We start from the raw sequence: 25,289 nt of genomic DNA, 5'->3' as shown, positions 1-25,289 counted from the left end.
CCATGATCATCTCCGCCTCCACCGATTACCGTGCGGCCGCGCAGCGTCGTCTGCCGCCGTTCCTGTTCCACTACATCGATGGCGGCGCGTATGCCGAACACACGCTTAAACGAAATGTTTCCGACCTGTCCGACATCGCGCTGCGCCAGCGCATTCTGCGCGACATGTCTGATCTGAGCCTGGAAACCGAGCTGTTCGGCGAGAAGCTGGCGATGCCGGTTGCGCTGGCACCGGTCGGCCTGACCGGCATGTATGCACGCCGCGGCGAGGTGCAGGCGGCACGTGCGGCGGACAGTCACGGCATTCCCTTCACCTTGTCGACGGTGTCGGTGTGCCCGATCGAGGAAGTGGCGCCGGCGATCAAGCGGCCGATGTGGTTCCAGCTGTATGTGCTGCGCGACCGTGGCTTCATGCGCAATGCGCTGGAGCGCGCGCAGGCAGCCGGCGTCACCACGCTGGTGTTCACCGTCGACATGCCGGTGCCGGGCGCGCGCTATCGCGATGCGCACTCGGGCATGAGCGGCCCGAATGCCGGCATGCGTCGCATTGGGCAAGCGATGACCCATCCGCGTTGGGCCTGGGACGTTGGCCTGTTCGGCCGTCCGCATGATCTTGGCAATATCTCCGCCTATCGCGGCAGCCCAACCGGGCTGGAGGATTACATCGGTTGGCTGGGCAACAACTTCGACCCGTCGATCTCGTGGAAGGACCTGGAATGGATCCGCGAGTTCTGGAAGGGGCCGATGGTGATCAAGGGCATCCTCGATCCGGAAGATGCGCGCGATGCGGTGCGCTTTGGCGCCGACGGCATCGTGGTCTCCAATCATGGCGGCCGCCAGCTTGATGGCGTGCTGTCCACCGCACGCGCCTTGCCGGCGATTGCCGATGCAGTGCAGGGCGATCTGAAGATCCTCGCCGACTCGGGTATCCGCACCGGCCTGGACGTGGTGCGCATGCTCGCACTCGGTGCTGACAGCGTGCTGCTCGGCCGCGCCTTCGTCTACGCGCTTGCCGCGCAGGGCGAGGCCGGGGTGGCCAACCTGCTGGATCTGATCGCCAAGGAGATGCGCGTGGCGATGACGTTGACCGGCGCCCGCCGCATTGCCGATATCAGCCGCGACTCGCTGGTCAATCTGGCATGAGTGCGAACGAGGCACTGTTGGCGCAGCTGCGCGCAGCCGTTGGCGACACGCATGTATTGACTGGCGACAAGGCAACCCGGCGCTTCCGCAAGGGCTATCGCTTCGGTGATGGCGCCGTGCTGGCGGTAGTGCGCCCGGGGACGTTGCTGGAAATGTGGCGCGCCCTGCAGGCAGCCGTGCAGGGTGGCGCGGCAATCATCCTGCAGGCAGCCAATACCGGCCTGACCGGCGGCTCGACGCCGGATGGCAACGACTATGGTCGACCGATCGTGCTGATCAGCACGCTGCGGCTGACCGGCGTGCAGTTGCTTGATGAAGGCCGGCAGGTGTTGTGCCTGCCCGGCGCCACGCTGGATCGCTTGGAGCAGACCTTGGCGCCCTTGGGGCGCGAGCCACATTCGGTGATCGGCTCCTCGTGCATCGGCGCCTCGGTGCTGGGCGGTGTCTGCAACAACTCCGGTGGCTCGCTGGTGCGACGTGGTCCGGCCTATACCGAGATGGCGCTGTATGCGCAGGTTGATGGCGTGGGGTGCTTGCAACTCGTTAATCATCTCGGCATCGCCTTGGGTGATACGCCGGAAGAGATCCTGCAGCGTCTGCAGGTCGGCGATTACCGGCCCGCCGATGTGCGCGTTGATGGCGAGCGCGCCGGCTCCGATCCGCGTTACGCGGAGCAGGTAAGGCAGGTGGACGCGGCAACACCTGCGCGTTTCAATGCCGACCCCAGTCGTCACTACGAAGCCGCAGGGTCGGCCGGCAAGCTGGCGGTGTTCGCGGTGCGACTGGATACCTTCGCCAAGGAAGCGGCCGAGGTGTTCTATATCGGCAGCAACCGCACCGACAGCCTTACCGCGATCCGCCGCCAGCTGCTGACCGGCTTCGAGCGCGTGCCGATCTCGGGCGAATACATTCACCGCGTCGCCTATGACATCGGCGAACGTTATGGCAAGGACACCTTCCTGCTGATCGATAAGCTCGGCACTGCGCGCGTACCGGCGGCCTTCGCCTTGAAGAGCCGGGTTGATGGATGGTTCGAGCGCTTGGGGCTGCGCGGCGTTACTGATCATGCGCTGCAGCTGCTGACCAGGCTGTTGCCTTCGCATCTGCCAAAGCGCATGGGTGAGTTCCGCCAGCGCTATGAGCACCATCTGCTGATCAAGGTATCCGCACAGGATGCGGCTGCGACGGAAAGCTGGTTGCGTGATTTCTTTGGTGAGCATGAAGGTGGTTACTTTCACTGCACGCCTGACGAAGGTCGCAAAGCCTTCCTGCACAGATTCGCCGTGGCCGGTGCCGCGGTGCGCTATCGCGAAGTGCATCGCGCGCAGGTTGAGGACATTGTTGCACTGGATATCGCCCTGCGCCGCGACGACCGTGACTGGTTCGAACAGCTGCCGGCCGAGCTGGATGCGCGCTTGCTGCACAAGCTCTATTACGGGCACTTCCTGTGCCATGTTTTTCACCAGGACTACATCGCGCGCAAGGGCGAAGACCCGATGGCGATCGAGCATGCGATGTGGAAGCTGCTGGATGAGCGCGGCGCCGAGTACCCGGCCGAACACAATGTTGGCCATCTTTATCCGGCCAAGCCTGCGCTGGCGCAGTTCTACCAGCAGCTGGACCCGAGCAATACCTTCAATCCAGGTATAGGCCAGACCAGCAAGCAGCCGGGTTGGAAGGGCTGTGATTGCGCGGGGCACTGAAGCGCTGAAGCGCAAGGGGTTCGCTTACGCCCCTCTCCCGCGAGCGGGAGAGGGGTTGGGGTGAGGGGGGAGCTTCTAGCCAGAAAAGCAAAGGCTCCCCTCATCCGCCCTTCGGGCACCTTCTCCCGCAAGGGGGGAGAAGGGATGCCTGCGCTCATTCGCTCGTTGGCTGGGGTTCCACGCTCGCTGAGCCAATACGCCTTGAGTGCCAATCCGTAAACGGTGCACTCGTCATTCCCGCCTGTGCGGGAATGACGGCGGAAAGGCCAAAATCCAAGGCAAAGGCAAAAAGGCCCCAAACCCGAACCCTACCGCTCCGAATGCCCCGTATCGTCGTACTGCCTCGGCGCAAACAGATCCGGCTGGATCAGCTCCACAAATGCCCGCGCCTGCGGCGACAACACCTTGCCTCGCCGCACCACCACGCCGTAACTGCGCGCAGGGAAGTAGTCACTCATCGCCCGCGTCGCCAGCTTGTCGCGGTCGCCATCGTTCAAGCACAGGGCGGTGACGATGCTGATGCCCATGCCCATAGCGACGTATTGCTTGATTACTTCCCAGCCGCCCACTTCCAGCGCCACCGTGTAGGGCACGCGGTGTTGTTGGAACACCAGGTCGACCAGCCGCCAGGTGATCTGCCGGCGTGGCGGCAGGATCAGCGGCCATGGCGACAGGTCTTCCAGACTCAGGTTTTTCTTCTTCGCCAGCGGGTGGTCGGGCGGGGTGATCAGTACCTGGTCGAAACGGTAGACCGGCGCGTAGCTGAGGTCGGCGGGCACATCCATCATCGAGCCGATGGCCAGATCGGCAGCATCGCTGCGCAGCAGATCGGTGCCATCAGCGCTGATCGCGTTGTGCAGGGTCAGGCGTACGTCCGGGTGCAGTCTGCGGAAGTTTTCGACGATCTTTGGTAGGAGATACAAGATAGTCGACGAATTTGCGGCGATATTGAGCTCGCCAGCGTCCAGTCCGCTGACCTTCTCGCGGAAGCGCGGCAGTAGCCCGTCCAGGCTTTCCACCAGTGGCTGCGCCATGTCGTACAGCAGCTGGCCTTCGCGGGTAGGCACCAGGCGGCGCCCACTGCGCTCGAAAAGCACCACTCCCAGCTCCCGCTCCAGCGCCTGCAGCTGCAGGCTCACCGCCGGTTGGCTGACAAAAAGTGCTTCCGAGGCACGCGAAACCGAGCCCAGGCGCACCGTCTGCAGGAATGCCCGCAGCGGCTTGAGCCGGTCAGACTTGTAGGAAAAACGCGGGGTTACGGGCGGCTTGGTGGGCATGTTGAGACAAGTATTAGCACAACTTATAGATAACATTGCAAAAACTGTTTTGTTAAATACCTACCTGCGGCCGCACGTTGGAGTCCCCGACATACGCAGGTACCTCCGATGTCCGCCGTCGCCCACGCAGTCGCCACGCCGCAGTCCGCTCCCCGCCCGACCCCGGGCATCACCCTGACCACCCAGTTGGCCGGCCAGTCCGCGCTGCTGCCGGCCGGCGTGCTGGGCCTGCTCGTATCGCTGCACCGTGCGGTCGAGCCGGGCCGGCAGGCACGGCTGGCTGCCCGCCGCGAGCGCCAGGCCTTCTTCGACCAGGGCGGGCTGCCGGATTTCCGTGCCGATACCCGTGGCATCCGTGAGGAGGACTGGAGCGTTGCGCGGATTCCGGCCGCGCTGCAGGACCGCCGCGTCGAGATCACTGGCCCGACCGACCCGAAGATGGTCATCAACGCGCTGAACTCCGGCGCCAAGGTGTTCATGGCCGACTTCGAGGACTCGACCTCGCCGACCTGGCGCAATGTGCTGGCCGGCCAGCAGACGCTGAAGGCGGCGGTGCGCGGTGATCTGGATTTCACCGCGCCGGCCACCGCCAACGGCCCGGGCAAGCACTACACGCTGCGCCCGGCCGACGAGCAGGCGGTGCTGATCGTGAGGCCGCGTGGCTGGCACCTGGATGAGAAGCACGTGCTGGTCGATGGCCAGCCGATCGCCGGCGGCCTGTTCGATGCGGCGCTGTTCGCCTTCCACAACGCGCAGACCCTGATGGACAAGGATCGCGGCCCGTACTTCTACCTGCCAAAGCTGCAGTCGATGGAAGAGGCGGCGCTGTGGGAGACCGCGCTGTCGCACATCGAAGGCATGCTGTGCCTGCCGCATGGGCAGATCAAGGTCACCGTGCTGATCGAGACACTGCCGGCGGTGTTCGAGATGGATGAGATCCTGTACGTGCTGCGCGATCGCATCGTCGGCCTGAACTGCGGGCGCTGGGACTACATCTTTTCCTATCTGAAAACCTTCCGCCGCCACGCCGACAAGGTGCTGCCCGAGCGCGGCCAGGTGACGATGACCCAGCCGTTCCTGAAGGCTTATTCGGAACTGTTGATCAAGACCTGTCATCGCCGTGGCGCGCACGCGATGGGCGGCATGGCCGCACAGATTCCGATCAACAACGATGCCGCCGCCAACGAGCAGGCGATGGCACGGGTGCGCGCCGACAAGCTGCGCGAAGTCACCGCTGGCCACGACGGCACCTGGGTGGCGCACCCGGCGCTGATTCCGGTGGCGCGCGCCATCTTCGATGAGCACATGTCTGGTCCCAATCAGCATCACGTGCTGCGCCGTGATGTGCAGGCCAACCGCGATGAGCTGATCGCGCCATGCAGCGGCACTGTTACCCGTGCCGGTTTCGAGAACAACGTCGAGGTCTGCGTGCGCTATCTGGCCGCTTGGCTGGACGGCAATGGCTGCGTGCCCATCCACAACCTGATGGAAGACGCCGCCACCGCCGAGATCAGCCGCAGCCAGATTTGGCAGTGGCTGCATGCGGGCAACCAGCATCTGGACGACGGCACCGCGATTGATTTCGCGCTGCTGGCCAGCAGCTTGCGCTCCTTGCCGGCGCGCCTTGGCGATACCTCCGCGCTGTCCGGTGGCAGCCGCATCACCCAGGCCATAGGCCTGCTCGACCAGCTCAGCCGCGCCGACGAGCTGACCGACTTCCTGACCTTGCCTGCCTACCGGCAGATCGATTGACCCTTCCCCTTACGTACGCACCACTTTGAGGACGAAACGATGAGCAGCTACCAGCAACAGATCGCCGCCCTGCAGCAGGACTGGGATACCAACCCGCGGTGGAAGGGTTTGAAGCGCACCTACAGCGCCGCCGACGTGGTGCGCCTGCGCGGCAGCGTGCAGCCGGAACACACCTTGGCCAAGCGCGGCGCCGAGCGCCTGTGGGAGCTGGTCAATGGGGCTTCGAAGAAGGGTTACGTCAATGCCTTCGGTGCGATCAGCGCCGGCCAGGCGATGCAGCAGGCCAAGGCCGGGCTGGAAGCGGTATACCTGTCCGGTTGGCAGGTGGCCGCCGACGGCAATACCTCCGAAACCATGTACCCGGACCAGTCGCTGTACGCCTACGACTCGGTGCCGACCATGGTCCGCCGCATCAACAACACCTTCCAGCGCGCCGATGAGATCCAGTGGAAGAACATCATCGACGGCAAGGTCAAGGCCGAGGATGCGATCGATTTCTTCCTGCCCATCGTTGCCGATGGCGAGGCCGGCTTCGGCGGCGTGTTGAATGCCTATGAGCTGATGAAGAACATGATCGTAGCCGGTGCCGCTGCGGTGCACTTCGAGGACCAGCTGGCGGCGGTGAAGAAGTGCGGCCACATGGGCGGCAAGGTGCTGGTGCCCACCCAGGAGGCGATCCAGAAACTGTCCGCCGCGCGCTTGGCGGCAGATGTGCTGGGCGTGCCGACCATCGTGCTGGCGCGTACCGATGCCGAGGCCGCCAACCTGCTGACCAGCGACTTCGACCCGAACGACACCCCGTTCATTACCGGCCAACGCACCGCCGAGGGCTTCTACAAGGTCAAGAACGGCCTGGAGCAGGCGATCAGCCGCGGCGTCGCCTACGCTCCGCACGCCGACCTGGTGTGGTGCGAAACCGGCACCCCGGACCTGGGCTTCGCCCGCGAGTTCGCCCAGGCCGTGCATGCCGCCAGCCCCGGCAAGCTGCTGTCCTACAACTGCTCGCCCTCGTTCAACTGGAAGAAGAACCTGGACGACAAGACCATCGCCAGGTTCCAGGACGAGCTGGCCGCGCTGGGCTATAAGTACCAGTTCATCACCCTGGCCGGCATCCACATCAACTGGTTCAACACCTTCAAATTCGCCCACGACTACGCCCGTGGCGAGGGTATGCGCCACTACGTGGAGCAGGTGCAGGAGCCGGAATTCGCTGCCCGCGACAAGGGCTACACCTTTGTCTCGCACCAGCAGGAAGTGGGCGCAGGCTACTTCGACGATGTGACCACGGTGATCCAGGGCGGTGCCTCCAGCGTGACCGCGCTGACCGGGTCCACCGAGGAAGAGCAGTTTCAGGCTGAAGTGGCCGCCTGAGGGCGCTGACAAGGTCGTTTTCGAGGGGCTCTTACGAGCCCCTTCTTTTTTTTTGGATAGTCCAGCGTCAAACGGTGTAAGGGATCACAAAACCGATTATTTTGGTGATAGGCTCGCGAGATTACTCGTCTCACATGGACGAGCAGTCCATGAGGCAGGGAATGAGCGGCATGGGAACAGGGGGTTTGGCACTGGAGTCTGAACTTTCCGTCGCTACGTCGGCGGGAAGCGCGGTGCTGCGTGCGCAATTGTCACCGGTGGAATTTGCACTTTTTGCCCAGTACGGCGTTCGCCGCACACTGCAGGCCGACCAGGTGCTGTTCCGCCGTGGCGATCTGGGCAGCTCGATGTTCATCATTGTCAGCGGTACCGTCAGCCTGGACTTCGGTGCCGGTCTGGCGCCCAAGCCCATGGGCAGCAACGACTTCTTTGGCGAACTCGGGCTGTTGATCGAGCGCCACCCGCGTTCCTGCGATGCGCGCGCCAACTGCGACAGCGTGCTGCTGGAAATCACCCATGCCAACTTCCATCGGCTGATCGACCAGGATCCGGCGATGGTGGTGTTCTTCCTGCGCCGCACCTTGTCGCGGGTGGTCTCCAGCGAGCAACGCCTGATTGCCCAGCTCAGTCGCCGTAATCACGAGCTGGAAACCGCGCTGGGCAATCTCTACAGCGCCAACCATGAGCTGCACCACACCCGCGAGCTGGTCTACAGCGATGACCTGACCGGGCTCAGCAACCGCCGTGCGCTGACCGCCTATCTGCAGAAGTCACATCGCTCCGGTCATCGCCCACAGGGTCTCTTGTTGCTGGACTGCGACGATTTCAAGGGTCTGAACGACTCTTACGGCCACCTTGCGGGTGACCACGCCTTGCAGTGTTTCGGGCGCATTCTCGCCTCGGTGACCGGCAAGGACGATATCGCCTGCCGTCTTGGCGGCGACGAGTTCTGCGTACTGCTGATGAAAGCGGACGCGCAGAGCTTGCCGCGCACTGCTGATTTCGTGCTGGAAGCGATGCGCCATTTGATCGCCTATCCCGGCGCAACGGTCGGCGCCTGCTCGCTGAGCGTTGGCATGGTGCTGATCGATGAGGACCATCATTGGAACGATGCTTATTCGCGCGCTGATCAAGCGCTGTACCTGGCAAAGCGTGAAGGTGGTAATCGCGCGCAATGGTTCCTGGAGCAGTCCGGTGACCACGACTAGCCCGGCATAACGCATGACCAGCGAGACTGACGCGCTCTCGTCCGATCGCCAGCTCAAGACGCTGGTTCTCACCGACCTTTGTGACTCGGTGGAGCTGACGGCACGCATTGGCGACGCGGCAGCCGCTGAGCTGTTCCGCACCCTGGACGTGCGTGCACTGCAGCTGTTGCAGCGTTGGAAAGGTCGGCTCATCGACCGTTCCGATGGCATGTTTCTGCTGTTCGACGTGCCTGCCCAAGGCCTGGGTTTTGCCTTGGACTACCTGGATGCGCTGGGCGAGATAGGCAGTGAGCGCAAGCTGCCGCTGCAGGCGCGGGTTGGCATCCATGTAGGCGACGTGCTGTTCTGGCGCAACGATGAGGATGCAGTTGCCGCTGGTGCCAAGCCAGTGGATGTGGAAGGCGTGGCCAAGCCCACGGCGGCCCGCTTGATGGCGTTGGCGCGACCGAATCAGATTCTATTGTCAGCGGTAGCCGAGGCCTTATTGCGTGCCAGTCAGCGAGAGCTTGGCGGGCGTGGCAACGGCCTGCAATGGAAGTCGCATGGCCGCTGGTACTTCAAGGGCCTGCCGACACCGCAGGAAGTGTTCGAAGTTGGTGTTGCGGGCAACGCCCCGTTGCGCATGCCTGTGCGTTCCAACAAAGCCTGGCGACGCCTGCCGTTGTGGCGGCGGCCAGCGGCGCTGGTCGCCGAGTTGATGTTGGTAGTGGCAATCGGCGCCGTGGCATGGGCGTTGGTTCGGCCGGAGCCAGCGATCGCTTTCGCCGAGCGGGATTGGGTGGTGGTGGGGGACTTCACCAACCAGACCGGTAACCTGGTGCTGGACGACGCCCTCCAGCAAGCATTGAGGATCAGCCTGGAGCAATCCCGGCACGTGAATGTCATCAGTGATCTGAAGGTGCGTGAGACGCTCCGGCAGATGCGCAAGGACCCGGCACATCCGCTGGATCGTGATACAGCCAAAGAGGTTGCCATCCGAGATGGCGCGCGCGCCGTGGTCATGCCAAGTGTGCAGGAGATTCATGGAAAGCTGCGCGTCAGCATGGATGTTATCGATCCGGTATCCGGTAGGGTCGTGTACTCAGAGCACTCGGAAGGTAGAGGGCTGGATTCCGCGCTGGCCTCCCTGGACAAGGTTGCTACAGCAATTCGCTTGAAGCTTGGCGAGACGAACGAAGCATTGGGTCGGGCCTCATTGCCCTTGCCGCAGGTTGCTACCAACAATCTCGACGCGCTGCATGTGTATGCAGCCGCGCAGGCTGCGTACGGAATCGGGGAGATTCAGAAGTCTTTGGAGTACTACCAGGTCGCCACACGATTGGATCCAACGTTCGCAATGGCGTTTCTTGGGGAGATGCGTTCGTTCGTGGGGTTGGGGCATCTGGATGAGGCCAGGACCAGCTTGGCGTCGGCGGAAGGTTTGCGTGATCGGCTGAGTGCTCGTCAGGCGCTGTACATGGATGCATGGAAAAACCAGTTGTACGATGGCAATGAAGTCACGAGCTTTCGGTCATGGAAAATGCTGGCCGATCTTTACCCTGATCATCATGGGGCAAATGCCAATCTGGCCCTCGCAGCTCTTTCGTTGGGTCGCTATGCAGAGGCCGAGCGGGCGGCCGAACGTGTCGATGTTCCCCAGGTTGAACTGCGCAGCGCCGCGCTTCAGTTGCATGGCCGGGTGCAATTAGTCCAGGAGCGAAGAAGGGAAGCAATAGCATCGTTGCGTGAGGCCATGGTGTTGGCTGATGGTCGTAGCAATCGATACTTGATTGGTGCGTTGGCTGCCAATGATGAAAGTGCTGCGGCATGGGGAATACTAATGACGCTACCTCAGGGCAATCCTGGTGGGTGGCTTGATGGAACCTCGTTGGCGTTGAGTGATGGAAAGCTGGAGGAGGCATTGGCAGGCGTGGATGGGGCGGCAGCCCGCTGCGACGACCAAAGCCTGGAGTGTGAGTTGCTGGCAGCGGTGCGGATCACAGCACATGCAGCTGCCGGGTCTTGCCTCCCTCCGGTGCAAATCCAGGCCGTGCTGAAGCCGCTGCTTGATAAAACAACCGATCCAAAACAGACCGACCGAGGGCAGCGCCTGTATTACGCGGCTGCAGTTATCTACTCAAGCCAGCGTATGGGGCATACGTTCGAATCGCAGCGCAAGAAGCTGGATGGCTTGGCTTTGGAGGTGCGTGATCCACGTGCTTCGGAGCTGATCGCGTTGGTGGGCCAGAACGAATTGCGTCTTTCAGGTGGTGCCAAGGACGTGCTGCCGAATTTGCGCGCAATGGTAAACGGCGGTGAACTCTTTCAGGTGCACAGCGTGTTGGCTGCTGCATACCACGATGTTGGCGATGCAGCTGCGGCGGCCAATGAGCTCGCCTGGCTGAAAGCAAATCGAGGGCGTGCTTACGCTGAGTATGCTGGAAGCTCAGTGTTGCAGGCGTTGAATGTCATGGACAGTACCAAGTCGCCCGCAGGCAATGCATGTGTGGCATCGTCTGCGAGCGGGCGCCGATAAGTCTGATCACTGTTGATCAGTTGCTGGTTCTTCCGTCGACGAAGCAAAACGCAATGGAAAAGATGCTGGTGCTTGTCAGATGTTCAATCATACGGTCTCGTGCGATCGTCATATCCTCGATGGACGCAAGTTCACCGGGCATGCTGCACTCCTGAGCAGAGTTGGCAGCATTTTTACTGATCCTTGCCAGCGCGGTAGCTGGATTGGACTGGAACTCCTGACGAAATACAGGATCTGTAGTCAGAAGTTCTAAAAGGGTGATGGCTTCCGTTTGAGTGAGTGGCGCTTTCTCTTTCGACATTGTCAGTTCTTCTTATCAATGGAGTGGTCACATCAGTGAACTATAACGGCCCGCTTGGCGAGCACTTTAGACGAACTTCGCAACTATAAGCTGGTGCCGCCACGCAATATTCGAAAGTGTCATGGCTGTATCCGCGAGGTCCGCGATAGCGGCGCTGCTGGCACATTGGCAAGGCAAGCGTCTGGCCGAAGGTATTGCGAAGAAATGGGCAGTGCGTCTATGTAGTCATGTTGAGTGCATATCGTGATCGTTCTGGGTATTGAGCAAGATCGGGTGTCGTTGGAGAATGCACTTTCGTAAAACTGCGTTTGAAGAAGCGGGACGCTAGCAACGGCGGGCCGTAGTTTGGCGGGGCTTTTGTCATCACTATCTCAGAGAATATGAAATTGAAAGAAAAGGCGCCTTGTTCAATGATCGATGCAGTGAAGATTCTGGATCTTCTTGTTACGGATGATGCGTTTCGTGACGCTTTTCAGGAGAGTCCCGGAGAAGCGCTGAGGAAGGTCAGCCCCGAAGCTGCAAAGGCCGCTGCGCTTTGTGCGTTGCCGGGGCCGCTGGCTTCGAAGGAGGATCTCGCTGTTTCGCGCGCGCGGTTGGTCGAAGTGCTAGCTTCGGTTGGGCTGTTCTATCAGCCGTATTGCTTTGTTGATGAGGCATCGGGGCAGGTTGTTGCACTGGCTGCCTAGGGCCCATTGCGGAATATAGAGCCGTGGTGGCTTCAGATAGGTGGCCTGATTGGAGGCGGCTGCCTTTGTCAGTTGCAATCAGGCTGCCGATCTTGTTTACAGCGAGGGGATGGTTTTGCGGGTTCTGCAAGCAGGCCCGCTGAAGTCCCCCGCCGAGATAGGCCGATGACGATTGGGATGTTTGCGGGATTGGAAGAGTGGAGGCGGGGAGCGCTGGACAAGGCGCGCCCTGCCGCCACTGCCAATCTGGACAAGCCCGTGTTCGAGGCGATCCTGCCTATCTACCTTGTCCCGTCTTGTAGCCTTCCAGCATTTGCCGATGGCGACGCGGGGAAGCACTGGGGTCTGCCATCGATTGAAGGTGCGCCGTTCTCCAATGCCTTGGTGATTGATCCCAGGCGTTCGTGTCGGGTGTGGACATTTCGCACTGGTACGCGCAACTGCCGCTACATGTGTTCGCTCAATACGCAAGAAAAGAGGAATGATGAATTACCGACGTTGTCACGCAGTGGCAGTTCTTCCTGAAGAGAAGGCTACGTTCTCGCTGAACGCTCTGATCTCTGGTGGTTCCGGACTTGAGTATGAACGTTGTATCCGCGTTTACGCGGCGCATCTGGATACGGTGTGCACACTGGAAGTGGAGGCGTGCATGCTGCTGCTTTCCACCAGCGCCGAACAATGGAGGCAACTTCCCGATGACGCGGTGGCTCGCGAGCAGGTGCTCAAACTGGTCGAGCTTGGTCTATTGGTGCTGGATGTGGATGCCCCAGGAAATCAAGCACACGCTGACCTGCGTGTTCGAGAGAACCACTGGTGGCCGCTGTCTGCTATCCACTATCGTCATTCGCGCTGGGACGGGGTGGACAGCGCGGGTGAGATGGAACGAAGCCAGATGCTTACCGCCAAGGACCTGGTGCGGAAGCTGGGGGTGCCGCCTTCTGAGGCTCCAGTTCGACAGGCTGGTGCGCTGGCGCTGCCGCGAGTAGTCGACGATTCAATGGACCGCTTGCTGGAAAGCAGGGTGACCTGTAGAAATTTTGATACGACACGTCCACTTGCCATGGCTTCGCTAGCGGCGATGCTGCAGGATGTGCTGATGTCCAAGGCAGTGGTTGAGAGCGAGCCGGGCGCGCGTTTCCTGAAGAAAAACGTTCCTTCTGGTGGTGGATTGCACCCGACCGAGGCTTACGTGGTTGTGCGCGATGTCGCTGGGCTGGCGGCAGGTGTCTATCACTATCACGCAGTTGCTCACGAGCTTGCGCGCATTGCAGCGCAGCCGAATGATCTGGATGGTTTCTCGCAGCGTCTACTGGCTGGACAGCACTGGTTTGCCAACGCTCCGGCGATGGTCGTGCTGGTGTGCCGCTTCGAGCGCAACTTCTGGAAGTACCGCAGGCATGTCAAGGCCTATCGCGCAGTGACCCTGGACGCCGGGCATATATCGCAGGCCTTTTATACGGCGGCAACCAAGCACGGCTTGGGTGCGTTTGTGACAGCGGCCATCAACGAAGTCGAGATGGAAAAGGTTCTGGCATTGGACCCGATGGAGTACGGGACTCTGGCTGTGTGCGGTTTCGGCTGGCGCGCCCCGGTGATGAGCATGGCGGAACTGGATCCTGCTCACCGCGTTTGGAGGAGCGCGCCGGCTGCTTGATGGTTGGTACTTGAGTTGCTGGCGTAAGTCAGCCCGCCTCGAAATCAACCAATACCGCGCCATCGGCCACTTGATCGCCGGCCTTGGCGCGGAAGCCATGCACGATGCCGTCGGCCGGCGCCTGCAGGGTGTGCTCCATCTTCATTGCTTCCATCACCAGCAGCGGCGTACCGCGGCTGACGGTTGTGCCAGGTTTCACAAGCAAGGTGACGACGCGGCCGGGCATCGGTGCCAGCAGGCTGCCGCCGTGATCGTTGCTGTTGTCGGCCTCGGCGACCGGGTCGTGGATATTGAAGCGTTGCTGCTGTTCGTTTCCGAACACGTACAGGATATTGCCTTCGAGGGTTGCGTGGCCGCGCTGCAGACGTTCGCCCAGCTGAAGGGTGTAACCAGCGCTGCTGGTCCTCCCAGTCACGCTGATCGATGCATCGCCGACCTGCACCTGCCAGCCGTTGGTGCTGTCGCGCACCTGCAGCTGCTTGCGTTGCTCCAGATGTTCCAGCGTCACCGAACGTGCCGCGGGGCCGGTGAGGCGCCAGCTGTCGGCGATTGCCCACGGGGATGCGTCGTTGTCGTGCAGCCTATCGTTGGCTACAGCGAGCACAGCCGCCAGCGCCCAATCATTGTCACTGGCAGCAACGTGGTGGATATCCAGCGCCTCACGCTCGCGCTCGATCAGCGCCGTGTCCAGATTGGCGTTGCGGAACGAGTCGGTCAGCACCAGTCGGCGCAGGAAGGCGGCATTGGTGGTCACGCCGACGACCTGACACTGCGCCAAGGCCTGCTGCATGCGCTGCAGGGCGCTGGCACGGTCCACGTCCCAGACGATCAGCTTGGCGATCATCGGGTCGTAGTACGGGGTGATCGCATCACCTTGTTCAACACCGGCATCTACGCGCACATTGGCACTGGGCTGCGGCAGGCGCAGATGACGCAGCGTTCCGGTCGAGGGCAGGAAACCGCGGTCGGCGTCTTCGGCATACAGGCGCGCTTCGATCGCGTGGCCGTGGATCTGAAGCTGTTCCTGCGTCTTCGGCAACGGCTGGCCAGCGGCCACACGCAGCTGCCACTCGACCAGATCGGTACCGGTGATCAACTCGGTGACCGGATGTTCCACCTGCAGGCGGGTGTTCATTTCCATGAAATAGAAATCGCCATCGGGCCCAGCGATGAACTCCACCGTGCCGGCGCCGACGTAACCGACCGCGCGTGCTGCATCGGTAGCCGCCTTGCCCATCGCAGCGCGGCGCTCGGCAGTCATGCCAGGCGCAGGAGCTTCTTCCAACACCTTCTGGTGGCGGCGCTGCACCGAGCAGTCACGCTCGAACAGATAGACCACGTTGCCATGGCCGTCGCCGAACACCTGGATCTCGATATGGCGCGGACGCTCGACGTACTTCTCCACCAGCACATGTGCATTGCCGAACGAAGCCTGCGCTTCGCGCTGGCAGCTGGCCAGCGCAGCCTCGAAGTCAGCACTGGCCTCGACCTTGCGCATGCCCTTGCCACCACCGCCAGCGCTGGCCTTGATCAGCACCGGATACCCAATCGCATCGGCCTGCGCTCGCAGGAACTCCGGCTCCTGCCGTTCACCGTGATAACCCGGCGTGAGCGGCACGTTGGCGGTCTGCATCAGCGCCTTGGCCGAACTCTTGTCGCCCATCGCATCGATGGCACTGGCTGGCGGGCCGATGAAGACGATGCCGGCAGCATCACAGGCACGCGCGAAGCCCGCGTTCTCGGAGAGAAAGCCGTAACCCGGATGGATAGCCTGCGCACCACTGCGCCGCGCCGCATCGAGAATGACCTCGGCGCGCAGATAGCTCTCGGCAGCCGGTGCGGCGCCAATATGGATCGCCTCGTCAGCCAGACGAACATGCCGCGCATTGCGATCGGCATCCGAATACACCGCGACGGTAGCGATGCCAAGACGACGGCAGGTAGCAATAACGCGGCAGGCGATTTCACCGCGATTGGCGATCAGGATCTTCGTAAACATGGCGTTATCCATGATGTGCCACGCGGGCAGGGGATAGGGAGCAGCCGTTGGCTGTTGTTGTTGCTCTTGCTTTGGCTTTACCGGGCCCCTTCCGCAGCGACGGAAGCGGTGGGTAATACCCGAAGGGCGACGTGCATGGATGCGCGTCGTTTTTCGCCACGACAGGGATGTCGTGGCGAAGAATCCCACCGGTGGCGTGAACCCGGCACGCGAAGCGTGCTGGGCGCGTAGGCAGGGCGTGCTTTACCAGCCATTCGGCTGTTGAACAGGCGCTTCTCTTGGTTATCTTCTCTTTGCACGAGCAAAGAGAAGTAACTCGCTCCCCGAAGGGGAGCGAAAGCTCTTGATTCACCGCTCTTTCTGCAAAAAAGCGCATGGCGCCAATCACATCCGGAACACACCAAACCGCGTGTCCTGCACAGGCGCATTGAGACTGGCAGCCAAGGCCAGCCCAAGCACCCGCCGCGTATCCGCCGGATCAATCACCCCGTCATCCCACAAGCGCGCGCTCGCGTAATACGGATGACCCTGCAACTCGAACTGATCACGGATCGGCTGCTTGAACGCATCTTCCTCTTCGGCCGACCACGCACCACCCTTGGCCTCGATACCATCGCGCTTGACCGTGGCCAGCACACTGGCCGCCTGCTCACCGCCCATCACCCCGATGCGCGCATTCGGCCACATCCACAGGAAGTGCGGTGAATACGCCCGCCCGCACATGCCGTAATTGCCGGCACCGAACGAACCACCAATCACCACGGTGTACTTAGGTACGCGTGCATTGGCCACCGCCATCACCAACTTGGCACCATCCTTGGCGATACCGCCGTGCTCGTATTTACGTCCGACCATGAAGCCGGTGATGTTCTGCAGGAACAACAACGGGATGTTGCGCTGGCAGCACAGCTCGATGAAGTGCGCGCCCTTCAGCGCCGACTCCGAGAACAGGATGCCGTTGTTGGCGATGATGCCGACCGGATGGCCATGCACATGCGCGAACCCAGTGACCAGTGTGTTGCCGTAGCGTGGTTTGAACTCATCCAGGCGCGAACCATCGACAATACGTGCGATCACCTCGCGCACATCGTAGGGCTTGCGCGTATCGGCTGGAATCACGCCATAAAGCTCATGCGCATCAAACAGCGGCGCCTCGCTGGCCTGCAGCGCAACGCCGGCATCGGGCTTGCGCCAGTTCAAGTTGGCGATGATGGAGCGTACCCGTGCCAGCGCCTGCAGATCGTTGTCGGCCATATGGTCGGCAACGCCGGAGATGCGCGTATGCACGTCGGCACCGCCCAGCTCTTCGGCGCTGACCACTTCGCCGGTGGCGGCCTTCACCAACGGCGGACCGCCGAGGAAGATGGTGCCTTGTTCCTTGACGATGACTGTCTCATCGCTCATCGCCGGCACATATGCGCCGCCCGCCGTGCAGCTTCCCATCACGCAGGCGATCTGCGGAATACCCTGCGCCGACAGGTTGGCCTGGTTGTAGAAGATGCGGCCGAAATGATCGCGATCAGGAAAAACTTCATCCTGCAGCGGCAGGAAAGCGCCGCCGGAGTCGACCAGATAGATGCAGGGCAGGCGGTTCTGCTGGGCGATTTCCTGCGCGCGCAGATGCTTCTTCACGGTCACCGGGTAATAGGTGCCGCCCTTGACCGTGGCATCGTTGGCGACGATCAGGCATTCCACCCCGGATACACGGCCGATGCCGGCGACCATGCCGGCACCGGGCACTGGATCGGCATACATGCCGTGTGCGGCCAGCGGCGCGACTTCCAGGAACGGGCTGCCGGGATCGAGCAGGGCATCGATGCGCTCGCGCACCAGCAGCTTGCCGCGTGCACTGTGCTTGGCCCGGGCCGCATCGCTGCCGCCGCGCGCGGTGGCTGCGAGCGTTGCGCGCAGATCATCGACCTGGGCCTGCATTGCGGCGCGGTTGGCTTCGAAGCTGTCACTGCCGGGTTGCAGTTGGGAGGTGAGTACGGTCATGGCCGAAGTCCTGGATTCTGGAGCTGGTCTGCGCGCGGAAACATGGCAGCAGGGCTGTTGCTTTTGGTGTTGCTTTGCTCTTGCTTTGCTCTTGTTTGGCTTTTGCCGTTGCTTTTGCCGTTGCTGTTGCTCTGCTGTTGCTGTTGCTGTTGCGTCCCTTCTCCCGCCTGCGGGAGAAGGTGCCCCGCAGGGGCGGATGAGGGGAGCTTTTAAAGCATTGGGTCTGCTTGCTAGAAGCTTCCCATCACCCCAACCCCTCTCTTGCAAGCGGGAGAGGGGCTTAACCGGTTCTATGCGGTCTTCTGGAACAACTCCCGCCCAATCAACATGCGGCGAATCTCGGAAGTGCCCGCACCAATCTCATACAACTTGGCATCACGCCACAAGCGCCCGGCCGGGTACTCGTTGATATATCCGTTGCCGCCGAGGATCTGGATCGCTTCACCCGCCGCCCAGGTCGCCTTCTCGGCAGAGTAAAGAATCGCGCCGGCCGCATCCTGGCGGGTGGTGCGGCCCTGGTCGCAGGCCTTGGCCACTGCATATACATAGGCGCGGCAGGCGTTGAGGCCGACATACATATCGGCCAGCTTGGCCTGGATCAGCTGGAAGGTGCCGATCGCTTCGCCGAACTGTTTGCGCTCATGCACGTACGGCAACACCACATCCAGCGCGGCCGACATCAAACCCAGAGGGCCGCCGGACAACACGACGCGCTCGTAGTCCAAACCGGACATCAACACTTTGACGCCGCCGCCAACTGCACCCAGCACGTTCTCAACCGGAACTTCGCAGTCCTGGAACACCAGCTCGCAGGTGTTGGATGAGCGCATGCCCAGCTTGTCCAGCTTCTGCGCGGTGGAGAAGCCCTTCATGCCCTTCTCGATGATGAAGGCGGTGATGCCGCGCGAACCGGCGTTCGCATCGGTCTTGGCATAGACGATCAGCACGTCGGCATCGGGACCATTGGTGATCCACATCTTGTTGCCGTTGAGCACGTAGTGGTCACCACGCAGGTCGGCGCGCAGCTTCATCGACACCACGTCCGAACCGGCACCCGGCTCGCTCATTGCCAGCGCGCCAACGTGTTCGCCGCTGCATAGCTTGGGCAGGTACTTGTGCTTCTGCGCTTCGCTGGCGTTCTTGCGCAGCTGGTTGAGGCACAGGTTGGAATGCGCGCCATAGGACAGGCCGATGCCGCCGGAGGCGCGCGAGATTTCTTCCATCGCCACCACATGCGCCAGGTAGCCCATGCCGCTGCCGCCGTATTCTTCTTCCACCGTCATGCCCAGCAGGCCCTGCTCGCCAAGCTGGCGCCAGAGCTGGTTGGGGAAGTGGTTGCTGGCGTCGGCTTCGGCGGCCAGCGGCGCGATGTGCGCGGCGGCAAACTGCGCCACGCTTTCGCGCAGCATGTCGATTTCTTCGCCCAGATCAAAATTCAGGGTGGGGACGTGCATGGCTGGCTCCGGTACTGCTTGGCGATAAGGGGCGCACCGGGTTGGGAGGACGGGCAGGCCGTCGGCACGGGCGTTTGCGCGCAGCCTAGCGGCTCCCGGCTAAAAAGTGAATACAAATTCAAAAATTGAACATAGAATCAACAAATGGCTTACAAGCGCTCGGAATTGATGGAAAAACGGCTGGCGGGCAACCGCGAGCGGATCCTGGTAGCCGCCCGCCGGCTGGTGGCTGCCGGTGGTTATCGGAATGCCCCGATCACCGCCGTGGCGGCCGAGGCAGGGGTATCCACCGGGTTGATCTACCGGCATTTCCCGTCCAAGGCCGAGCTGTTCGTCGAGGTGCTGACCTTCGCCGTCGAGCACGAACTGGAAATCCTTGCCGCCATCGCCGATCAGCCCTTGCCGGCGCCGCAGCGGCTGCAGCGGGCGGTGGCCTCGTTCGTGCGCCGCGCCATGGCTGGGCCTGGCTTGGCCTACGCCTTCATCGCCGAGCCGGTGGACCCGGAAGTGGAGGCCGAGCGCATCCGCTGCCGGCGTCTGTTCGGTGATGTGTTCAAGCGCATCCTTGAAGATGGTGTGCGCGCTGGCGAACTTCCCGCGCAGGATCTGGAGATCAGCGCGGCCTGCATCGTAGGTGCCTTCACCGAAGCCTTGGTCGGGCCGACCGCGCCCAGCCGCGACGGCCTGCGCGATGGCGAACATCTGGTCACCGCGATCAGTGCGCTATGCCTGCGTGCTGCCGGTGCGCCGCTGCCGCACTGAGTGCTGTAACCACCTTGGGATGCTGCAATGCCGCACTTGTGCGCGTGTTCATGGGCATTGCGGGAGCGGGCGGACGCTGGTCTATACTCGCCCAGCAGCTGCTGGTCCACCGACAACTCGCCCGGGGTGATGAGACGTGCGGAATTACGACCTTGAGTTTCTGAAACGCTTTTCCATCGTGATCGCCATCCTGGCCATCATCACGATTGGCTTGATCATCTTCGCGTCCTACCTGCAGCACGTCATTCCCAAAGAAGTGTCGCCGACCGCGACCAAGCGCATCGAGGAACGCATTGCACCCATCGGTGCGGTGTATGCCGGCGCTACCGGTGCCTCGGCGCAGGCTGCCGCCTCCGCTGCGGCCGCCGCAGCTGCAGCCGCCAGCGGTGCCTACGGCGGCACCCTGGACGGCAAGACCATCTTCGACAGCTTGTGCACCGCCTGCCATACCACGGGCGTGGGCAACGCGCCGACCTTGGACCACAGTCACTGGGACAAGCGCCTGGCGCAGGGCAAGGACACCCTCTACAAGCACGCCATCGAGGGCTATACCGGCCCGGACGGCGGCATCATGCCGCCCAAGGGTGGCAATGCCGGGCTCAGCGAGGAGCAGATCCACGCCACCGTGGACTGGATGCTGGCCAATCTGAAATAGAAAGCCGCCAGACTCACGCAGCTGGCAATAGACCCGATTGCTGCAGAATAGCCAGCGCCGCCCTAGCAGGGCGGCGCTTTGTGTTTCCGTCTTCCCCGGAGTGCGTCCATGCGTTGTACCCCTAGCTTGCTTGCCCTGGCCTTGGCTGCCGCCTGTTCCGGCGCAGCGTTGGCTGCCCCGTCCAAGCCTGCCGTACTGCCAATCGGCAGCGTGCAGGGCACGGCAGACCACAGCCCGTATGCGGGCAAGACCGTCACCATCGAGGGCGCAGTGACCGCCGATATGCGCGATGGCCTGGGCGGCATCTTCGTGCAGGACGCCGGTGATGGCGATGCCAATACCTCCGATGCCTTGTTCGTGCGCCTGCCCAAGGAGCAGGCTGTGCAGGTCGGCCAGTGGCTGCGTATCACCGGCACCGTCGAAGAGCAGGTTGCCGGCAAGAGCGAGCAGGGCCTGACCACGCTGCAGGCGCAGACCGTCAGCCCGGCCGCAGCGCGGCCCGTGCCGGCACCTTTGGTGTTGACCGATGTACCCGCCAATTGGGAAGCATTGGAAGGCATGCAGGTGCGCATTCCGACCGGGTTGACCGTGGCCGGGCTGGATCAGCTGTCGCGCTATGGCGAACTGACCGCGGCCTTCGGTGGTCGCCTGTGGCAGCCCAGCGAAGTGGCTGCTGCCGGTAGCCCCGAACAAGCGGCAGTAATCGCCGACAACAACCGTCGTCGCCTGCGTCTGGATGATGCCAGCGGCAAGCGCGAGCCGGGTGCGGTGCACTACCTGGCGGCGGATCAGCTGCTGCGCAGCGGCGCGCAGTTGCGCGACGTGCAGGGCATCGTCGACCAGCGTTTCGATGGCGGCTATCGCCTGCAGCTGACCGCGCCGGTAGTCGTGGACGCCGAGCGCCCGCAGCAGCCACCGACCGTGGCCGGCGGCCTGCGCATCGCTGCGTTCAATCTGGAAAATTACTTCAACGGCGACGGCAAGGGCGGTGGCTATCCCACCCTGCGTGGCGCCAAGACCGCCGAGCAGCAGGCCGCGCAGCAGGCCAAGCTGATCACCACCATCGGCAGCCTCAACGCCGATGTCGCCGCGCTGATGGAGCTGGAGAACGACGGCTACGGCCCGGGCTCGGCGATCGATCAGCTGGTGCGTGCGCTCAATGCGGCGCAGGGCAAGGATGGCGACTGGCGCTTCGTCGATGCCGGCAAGGGCCCGGGCGACAACCCGATCCGTGTCGGCATCATCTACCGCGCTTCAAAGGTGAGCCCGATTGGCAAACCTGCGGTGCTGGAGCGGGAGCCGTTTGGCGAACGCAGCCGCGTACCGCTGGCGCAGGCCTTCCGCATGGGCCGCAAGGGCACCCCGTTCGTGGTGGTGGCCAACCACTTCAAGTCCAAGGGCTGCTCTGAGGCGAGCGGTGACAATGCCGATCGCAATGACGGCCAGGGCTGCTGGAACGCGACCCGGGTGGAATCGGCCAAGCTGCTGCACAGCTGGCTGCAGGAAGATCCGACCGGCACTGGCAGCCGTGATGCGGTGCTGCTGGGCGACTTCAACGCCTATGCGATGGAAGATCCGATCCGTACCTTGAATGCCGATGGTTGGCAGGACGCGTTCAAGGTAGCCGGTGTGCAGCAGCCTTACAGCTACGTCTACAACGGCATGACCGGGCGTCTGGATCACGCCTTGTTGAGCCCGGGCATGGCTGCGCGGCTGAAGGGCGCGGCAGAGTGGCATATCAATGCCGATGAGGCTGACGAGGTTGGTTATCAGGGCCGCAATGTGCCGGGGCCGTGGCGCAGCTCGGATCATGATCCGTTGTTGCTGGGGTTTGAGCCGTAAGGCTGAGGGCTGGAAGCTAGAAGCTAAAGAGCACCCCTCCCCAGCCCTCCCCTTGCCTGCGGCAAAGGGAGGGGGCGGCTTTTCTCCCTCCCTTTCGCGCAGCGAAGGGGAGGGTCGGGGAGGGGTGCCTTTGCTGTTGCTCCAAACCAGCAGAAGCCTCAAAACGTCCCGCGCGCAATCAATGCAATCGCCACCACCGCCAGCGCCAGGCCAACGCGGTTCCACACGCTGGTCTTCTCGCCGAACACCAGCACGCCGACCAGCGCACCCAGGCACACCACACCAATATTCATCCCGGCAAAAATCGTCGCCGGGCTATGCGGAAGCGCCTGGTGCGCACGCACGTAAAACAGAATGTTGCCGAAGTTGAGCAGCCCGAGCAGCAGGCCAAAGCTGAGATTGGCCAGCCTCATCCGGCTCTTGCCGGTTAAATGCCGATGCAGCTGCCAGACCATCATCAGTATGAAGGCGATGTTGAAGCTGACCAGCAGGGCCGTGAGGGAAGACGTCCCGGCTGCAGCCACCTGCTTGAGCAGGATGTCGATAAGGGCAAAGCCTGCCCACACCCCCAGCAGCCAGCCCCAACCTTGTCCCGCAGCGGGCTTGCTGTCTCCACTACGCACGCTCACGCCAACAATGGCCAGCAGGCCCAGCCCGAGGCCGGCCAGCTTCCAACCATTGGCCTGTTCGCCGAACAGCAGGAAGGCGGCGGCCAGCGACAACAGCAAGGACAGGCGCTGGGCCACGTCGCTGCGCACGATGCCGGCCTCGCGCACCGCGCGCGCCAGCACCAGGAAGATGCCGGGCAAGGCCACGGGCAGGGCAAACAGGGCCAGCCACGGCGTATGCGCGCTCTGCAGCGATTGCAGCGAAGGCTTGAACAACAGCAGCGACAGTACCGTGGCGGCCAAGTAGTTCCAGGTCACCGCCTGGGGAATGTCGATGCCTTGGCGCGGCGCCAGTTTCAGCAACACCGATACCAGAACACTGCAGATCACACTCAGGACAAGGAAATGCATGGATTTGGACAGTTGTGAAGGGCGGGCGTGAAGCCGCCGGACGGGGCCGCTATTATGGCCACATGCAAACTCTCCCATTCCCCCACGAATCGGCGACGCTGATGTTGGACGGCCCGGCCGGTCCGCTGGAAGTCGGCGTCGACCTGCCTGATGGCGAGTCCGCCGCGCGTCCGATCATCGCAGTCATCTGCCATCCGCTGTCCATCGAGGGCGGCAGCATGCACAACAAGGTGGTGACCATGGTCTCGCGCGCACTGCGCGACCTGGGCATCACCACGGTGCGTTTCAACTTCCGCAGCGTCGGCGCTTCGGTCGGCACCTACGACAACGGTGAAGGCGAAGCTGACGACCTGCGCGCCGTGGTCAACTGGGTGCGCAGCGAACGCCCGGACGCCGCGCTTTGGCTGGCCGGTTTCAGCTTCGGTGCCTATGTGTCGCTGCGTGCTGCTGCCCAGCTGCAGCCGCAGGCCCTGATCTCGATCGCACCGCCGATTGGCCGCCGCACCTGGGATTTCTCCGAAGTACAGCCGCCGGCCAACTGGCTGGTGGTACAGGGCGATGCCGACGAAGTGGTCGACGCACAGGGCGTGTACCAGTGGCTGGAATCGCTGCCGAATCCGCCGCAGCTGGTGCGCATGCCGGATACCTCGCATTTCTTCCATCGCAAGTTGATCGACCTGCGTGGCGCCATCCAGCATGAAGTGCGGCGCTGGCTGCCCGACGGCAGCAACTGAGCATGGATGCACTGACCCCCTCACAACGCTACGCCGCCGGCGTGGCCCGCGGCGATTGGCGCGACGATGTTGCCCAGCACGCGGCCTTGGCCGAGCTTGACCGTATCCACCTGGCCATTGTAGACAGCGCGCAGGACGGCTGGCTGGACCGGCTGTCGGCGTTCTGGAAGAAGCCCGAGCCGGTAAAGGGCCTGTACTTCTGGGGCGGCGTTGGTCGCGGCAAGACCTTCCTGGTCGATCTGTTCTATGACGGCCTGCCGATCGAGCAGAAGTACCGCACCCACTTCCACCGCTTCATGCGCGGCATCCACGAACAGCTGCACCTGCATCAAGGGCAGAGTGATCCGCTGGCCAAGATTGCCCAGCAGTGGCGCGACAAGCTGCGCGTGCTGGTGCTGGATGAATTCTTCGTCACCGACATTGGCGATGCGATGTTGCTTGGACGTTTGCTGGAGCGGCTGTTCGCCGAGGGTGTGACCCTGGTGACCACCTCCAATACGGCGGTGGAGAACCTCTACCTCAACGGCCTGCAACGCGACAGCTTCCTGCCGGCGATTGCCTTGCTGGAGAAGTATTGCGTCGAGCTGTATGCCGAAGGCACCGAGGACTACCGCATGCGCGCGTTGACCCGCTCGCCGGTATACCGCGCGCCGCTCGATGCTGAGAGTGATGCGTGGTTGGCCGGTCGCTGGAAGGAGCTGAGCGGTGCCGAAGAAGCACGTGGCGGCAATATCCAGATCGAAGGCCGCAAGATTCCGGTGCGTGGGCGCGGCAAGAGCATTGCTTGGTTTGATTTCAGCGCGTTGTGCGAAGGCCCGCGTGGGCCGGCGGATTACATCGAGATCGCGCGCGAGTTCACCACCGTGCTGCTCGGCGGCATTCCGCATTTCGATCGCATGAACGAAGATGCCGCGCGCCGCTTCGTCAATCTGATCGATGAGCTGTACGACCGTCAGGTCAACCTGGTCTGCACCGCGCAGGACGCACCGCCGCTGCTGTACAGCGGCACCCGCCTGGCCGGCGCCTTCGAGCGCACCGCCAGCCGCCTGATCGAGATGCAGAGCGCCGAGTACCTGGGCACCGCGCACCGCAACTGACCCGTAGTGCCGAGCCATGCTCGGCAGGGGCGTTACCAGCAATGCCAAAATAATTGGGGGGGGGCGGGCCGGCGGGCGGGCGCGGGCCGCGCCCGCGGGGGCGGCGCGGAGGGGGGCGCGACA

General features: G+C 62.8%; 20 protein-coding genes. 14 read left to right on the top strand and 6 right to left on the bottom strand.

The window, feature by feature from the left end; genetic code table 11:
* The first annotated feature begins 2 nt into the window (after positions 1-2).
* On the top strand, positions 3-1,142 hold the full coding sequence (gene lldD, locus ACVOMB_RS06235; protein WP_481530389.1) for an FMN-dependent L-lactate dehydrogenase LldD: 1,140 nt from the start codon (positions 3-5) through the stop codon (positions 1,140-1,142).
* A complete protein-coding gene (dld, locus tag ACVOMB_RS06230; protein ID WP_481530388.1) occupies positions 1,139-2,845 on the top strand; it encodes a D-lactate dehydrogenase in 1,707 nt (568 codons plus the stop codon). Before lldD ends, dld begins: the two co-directional genes overlap by 4 nt.
* Positions 2,846-3,153: 308 nt before the next feature.
* On the opposite strand, the gene ACVOMB_RS06225 is transcribed toward dld, so the two are convergent.
* On the bottom strand, positions 3,154-4,122 hold the full coding sequence (locus tag ACVOMB_RS06225) for a LysR family transcriptional regulator (protein WP_481530387.1): 969 nt from the start codon (positions 4,120-4,122) through the stop codon (positions 3,154-3,156).
* A 108-nt stretch (positions 4,123-4,230) separates the two neighbouring features.
* Here ACVOMB_RS06225 and aceB point away from each other — a divergent pair, with 108 nt between their 5' ends.
* The 4 genes from aceB to ACVOMB_RS06205 all read left to right on the top strand — a co-directional run bounded on the left by aceB (position 4,231) and on the right by ACVOMB_RS06205 (position 10,968).
* Positions 4,231-5,874, top strand: a complete 1,644-nt coding sequence (gene aceB / locus ACVOMB_RS06220; RefSeq protein ID WP_481530386.1) for a malate synthase A — start codon at positions 4,231-4,233, stop codon at positions 5,872-5,874.
* Between the two features lie 39 nt (positions 5,875-5,913).
* The gene (aceA, locus tag ACVOMB_RS06215) at positions 5,914-7,245 is read left to right on the top strand and encodes an isocitrate lyase (RefSeq protein ID WP_481530385.1); all 1,332 of its coding nucleotides are present in this window, start codon (positions 5,914-5,916) and stop codon (positions 7,243-7,245) included.
* A gap of 170 nt (positions 7,246-7,415) precedes the next feature.
* A complete protein-coding gene (locus ACVOMB_RS06210; protein ID WP_481530384.1) occupies positions 7,416-8,453 on the top strand; it encodes a GGDEF domain-containing protein in 1,038 nt (345 codons plus the stop codon).
* 13 nt (positions 8,454-8,466) lie between these two features.
* A complete protein-coding gene (locus tag ACVOMB_RS06205) occupies positions 8,467-10,968 on the top strand; it encodes a putative peptide modification system cyclase (RefSeq protein ID WP_481530383.1) in 2,502 nt (833 codons plus the stop codon).
* A gap of 16 nt (positions 10,969-10,984) precedes the next feature.
* Here ACVOMB_RS06205 and ACVOMB_RS06200 read toward each other — a convergent pair whose 3' ends face one another.
* Entirely contained in the window at positions 10,985-11,269 is a 285-nt protein-coding gene (locus ACVOMB_RS06200; protein ID WP_481516812.1) for an NHLP-related RiPP peptide, read from the bottom strand.
* 380 nt (positions 11,270-11,649) lie between these two features.
* On the opposite strand from ACVOMB_RS06200, the gene ACVOMB_RS06195 reads away from it, so the two are divergent.
* The 3 genes from ACVOMB_RS06195 (at position 11,650) to ACVOMB_RS06185 (ending at position 13,609) form a co-directional block, all read left to right on the top strand.
* The gene (locus ACVOMB_RS06195; RefSeq protein WP_481516811.1) at positions 11,650-11,955 is read left to right on the top strand and encodes an NHLP-related RiPP peptide; all 306 of its coding nucleotides are present in this window, start codon (positions 11,650-11,652) and stop codon (positions 11,953-11,955) included.
* A 165-nt stretch (positions 11,956-12,120) separates the two neighbouring features.
* The gene (locus ACVOMB_RS06190) at positions 12,121-12,480 is read left to right on the top strand and encodes a hypothetical protein (RefSeq protein ID WP_481530382.1); all 360 of its coding nucleotides are present in this window, start codon (positions 12,121-12,123) and stop codon (positions 12,478-12,480) included.
* Complete coding sequence (locus tag ACVOMB_RS06185) at positions 12,440-13,609, top strand: putative peptide maturation dehydrogenase (RefSeq protein ID WP_481530381.1); 1,170 nt, start codon at positions 12,440-12,442, stop codon at positions 13,607-13,609. The genes ACVOMB_RS06190 and ACVOMB_RS06185 overlap by 41 nt, the downstream gene beginning before the upstream one ends.
* A 28-nt stretch (positions 13,610-13,637) precedes the next feature.
* Here ACVOMB_RS06185 and ACVOMB_RS06180 read toward each other — a convergent pair whose 3' ends face one another.
* From ACVOMB_RS06180 to ACVOMB_RS06170, 3 genes are all read right to left on the bottom strand, one after another.
* Positions 13,638-15,608, bottom strand: coding sequence for an acetyl/propionyl/methylcrotonyl-CoA carboxylase subunit alpha (locus tag ACVOMB_RS06180; protein WP_481530380.1), 1,971 nt, complete (start codon positions 15,606-15,608; stop codon positions 13,638-13,640).
* A 384-nt stretch (positions 15,609-15,992) separates the two neighbouring features.
* Positions 15,993-17,603 carry a carboxyl transferase domain-containing protein gene (locus tag ACVOMB_RS06175; RefSeq protein WP_481530379.1) on the bottom strand — a complete coding sequence of 537 codons (1,611 nt, stop codon included), beginning with the start codon at positions 17,601-17,603 and terminating at the stop codon, positions 15,993-15,995.
* A 290-nt stretch (positions 17,604-17,893) separates the two neighbouring features.
* Entirely contained in the window at positions 17,894-19,057 is a 1,164-nt protein-coding gene (locus tag ACVOMB_RS06170; RefSeq protein WP_481530378.1) for an isovaleryl-CoA dehydrogenase, read from the bottom strand.
* 144 nt (positions 19,058-19,201) lie between these two features.
* On the opposite strand from ACVOMB_RS06170, the gene ACVOMB_RS06165 reads away from it, so the two are divergent.
* The 3 genes from ACVOMB_RS06165 to ACVOMB_RS06155 all read left to right on the top strand — a co-directional run bounded on the left by ACVOMB_RS06165 (position 19,202) and on the right by ACVOMB_RS06155 (position 22,316).
* Complete coding sequence (locus ACVOMB_RS06165; RefSeq protein ID WP_481530377.1) at positions 19,202-19,819, top strand: TetR/AcrR family transcriptional regulator; 618 nt, start codon at positions 19,202-19,204, stop codon at positions 19,817-19,819.
* A 136-nt stretch (positions 19,820-19,955) separates the two neighbouring features.
* Positions 19,956-20,474, top strand: coding sequence for a c-type cytochrome (locus ACVOMB_RS06160; protein WP_481530376.1), 519 nt, complete (start codon positions 19,956-19,958; stop codon positions 20,472-20,474).
* Between the two features lie 108 nt (positions 20,475-20,582).
* Positions 20,583-22,316: an ExeM/NucH family extracellular endonuclease gene (locus ACVOMB_RS06155; RefSeq protein WP_481530375.1), complete on the top strand. Its 1,734-nt coding sequence runs from the start codon at positions 20,583-20,585 to the stop codon at positions 22,314-22,316.
* 158 nt (positions 22,317-22,474) lie between these two features.
* Here ACVOMB_RS06155 and ACVOMB_RS06150 read toward each other — a convergent pair whose 3' ends face one another.
* Entirely contained in the window at positions 22,475-23,335 is an 861-nt protein-coding gene (locus tag ACVOMB_RS06150) for an EamA family transporter (RefSeq protein ID WP_481530374.1), read from the bottom strand.
* Between the two features lie 62 nt (positions 23,336-23,397).
* Between ACVOMB_RS06150 and ACVOMB_RS06145 the strand changes: the two genes are divergently transcribed.
* Positions 23,398-24,069: an alpha/beta hydrolase gene (locus tag ACVOMB_RS06145; protein WP_481530373.1), complete on the top strand. Its 672-nt coding sequence runs from the start codon at positions 23,398-23,400 to the stop codon at positions 24,067-24,069.
* A 2-nt stretch (positions 24,070-24,071) separates the two neighbouring features.
* On the top strand, positions 24,072-25,166 hold the full coding sequence (zapE, locus tag ACVOMB_RS06140; RefSeq protein WP_481530372.1) for a cell division protein ZapE: 1,095 nt from the start codon (positions 24,072-24,074) through the stop codon (positions 25,164-25,166).
* Positions 25,167-25,289: the final 123 nt, after the last annotated feature.

This window comes from Stenotrophomonas sp. STEN018 (genome assembly GCF_056760235.1).
This window is presented reverse-complemented; position numbering and strand designations above follow the sequence as displayed.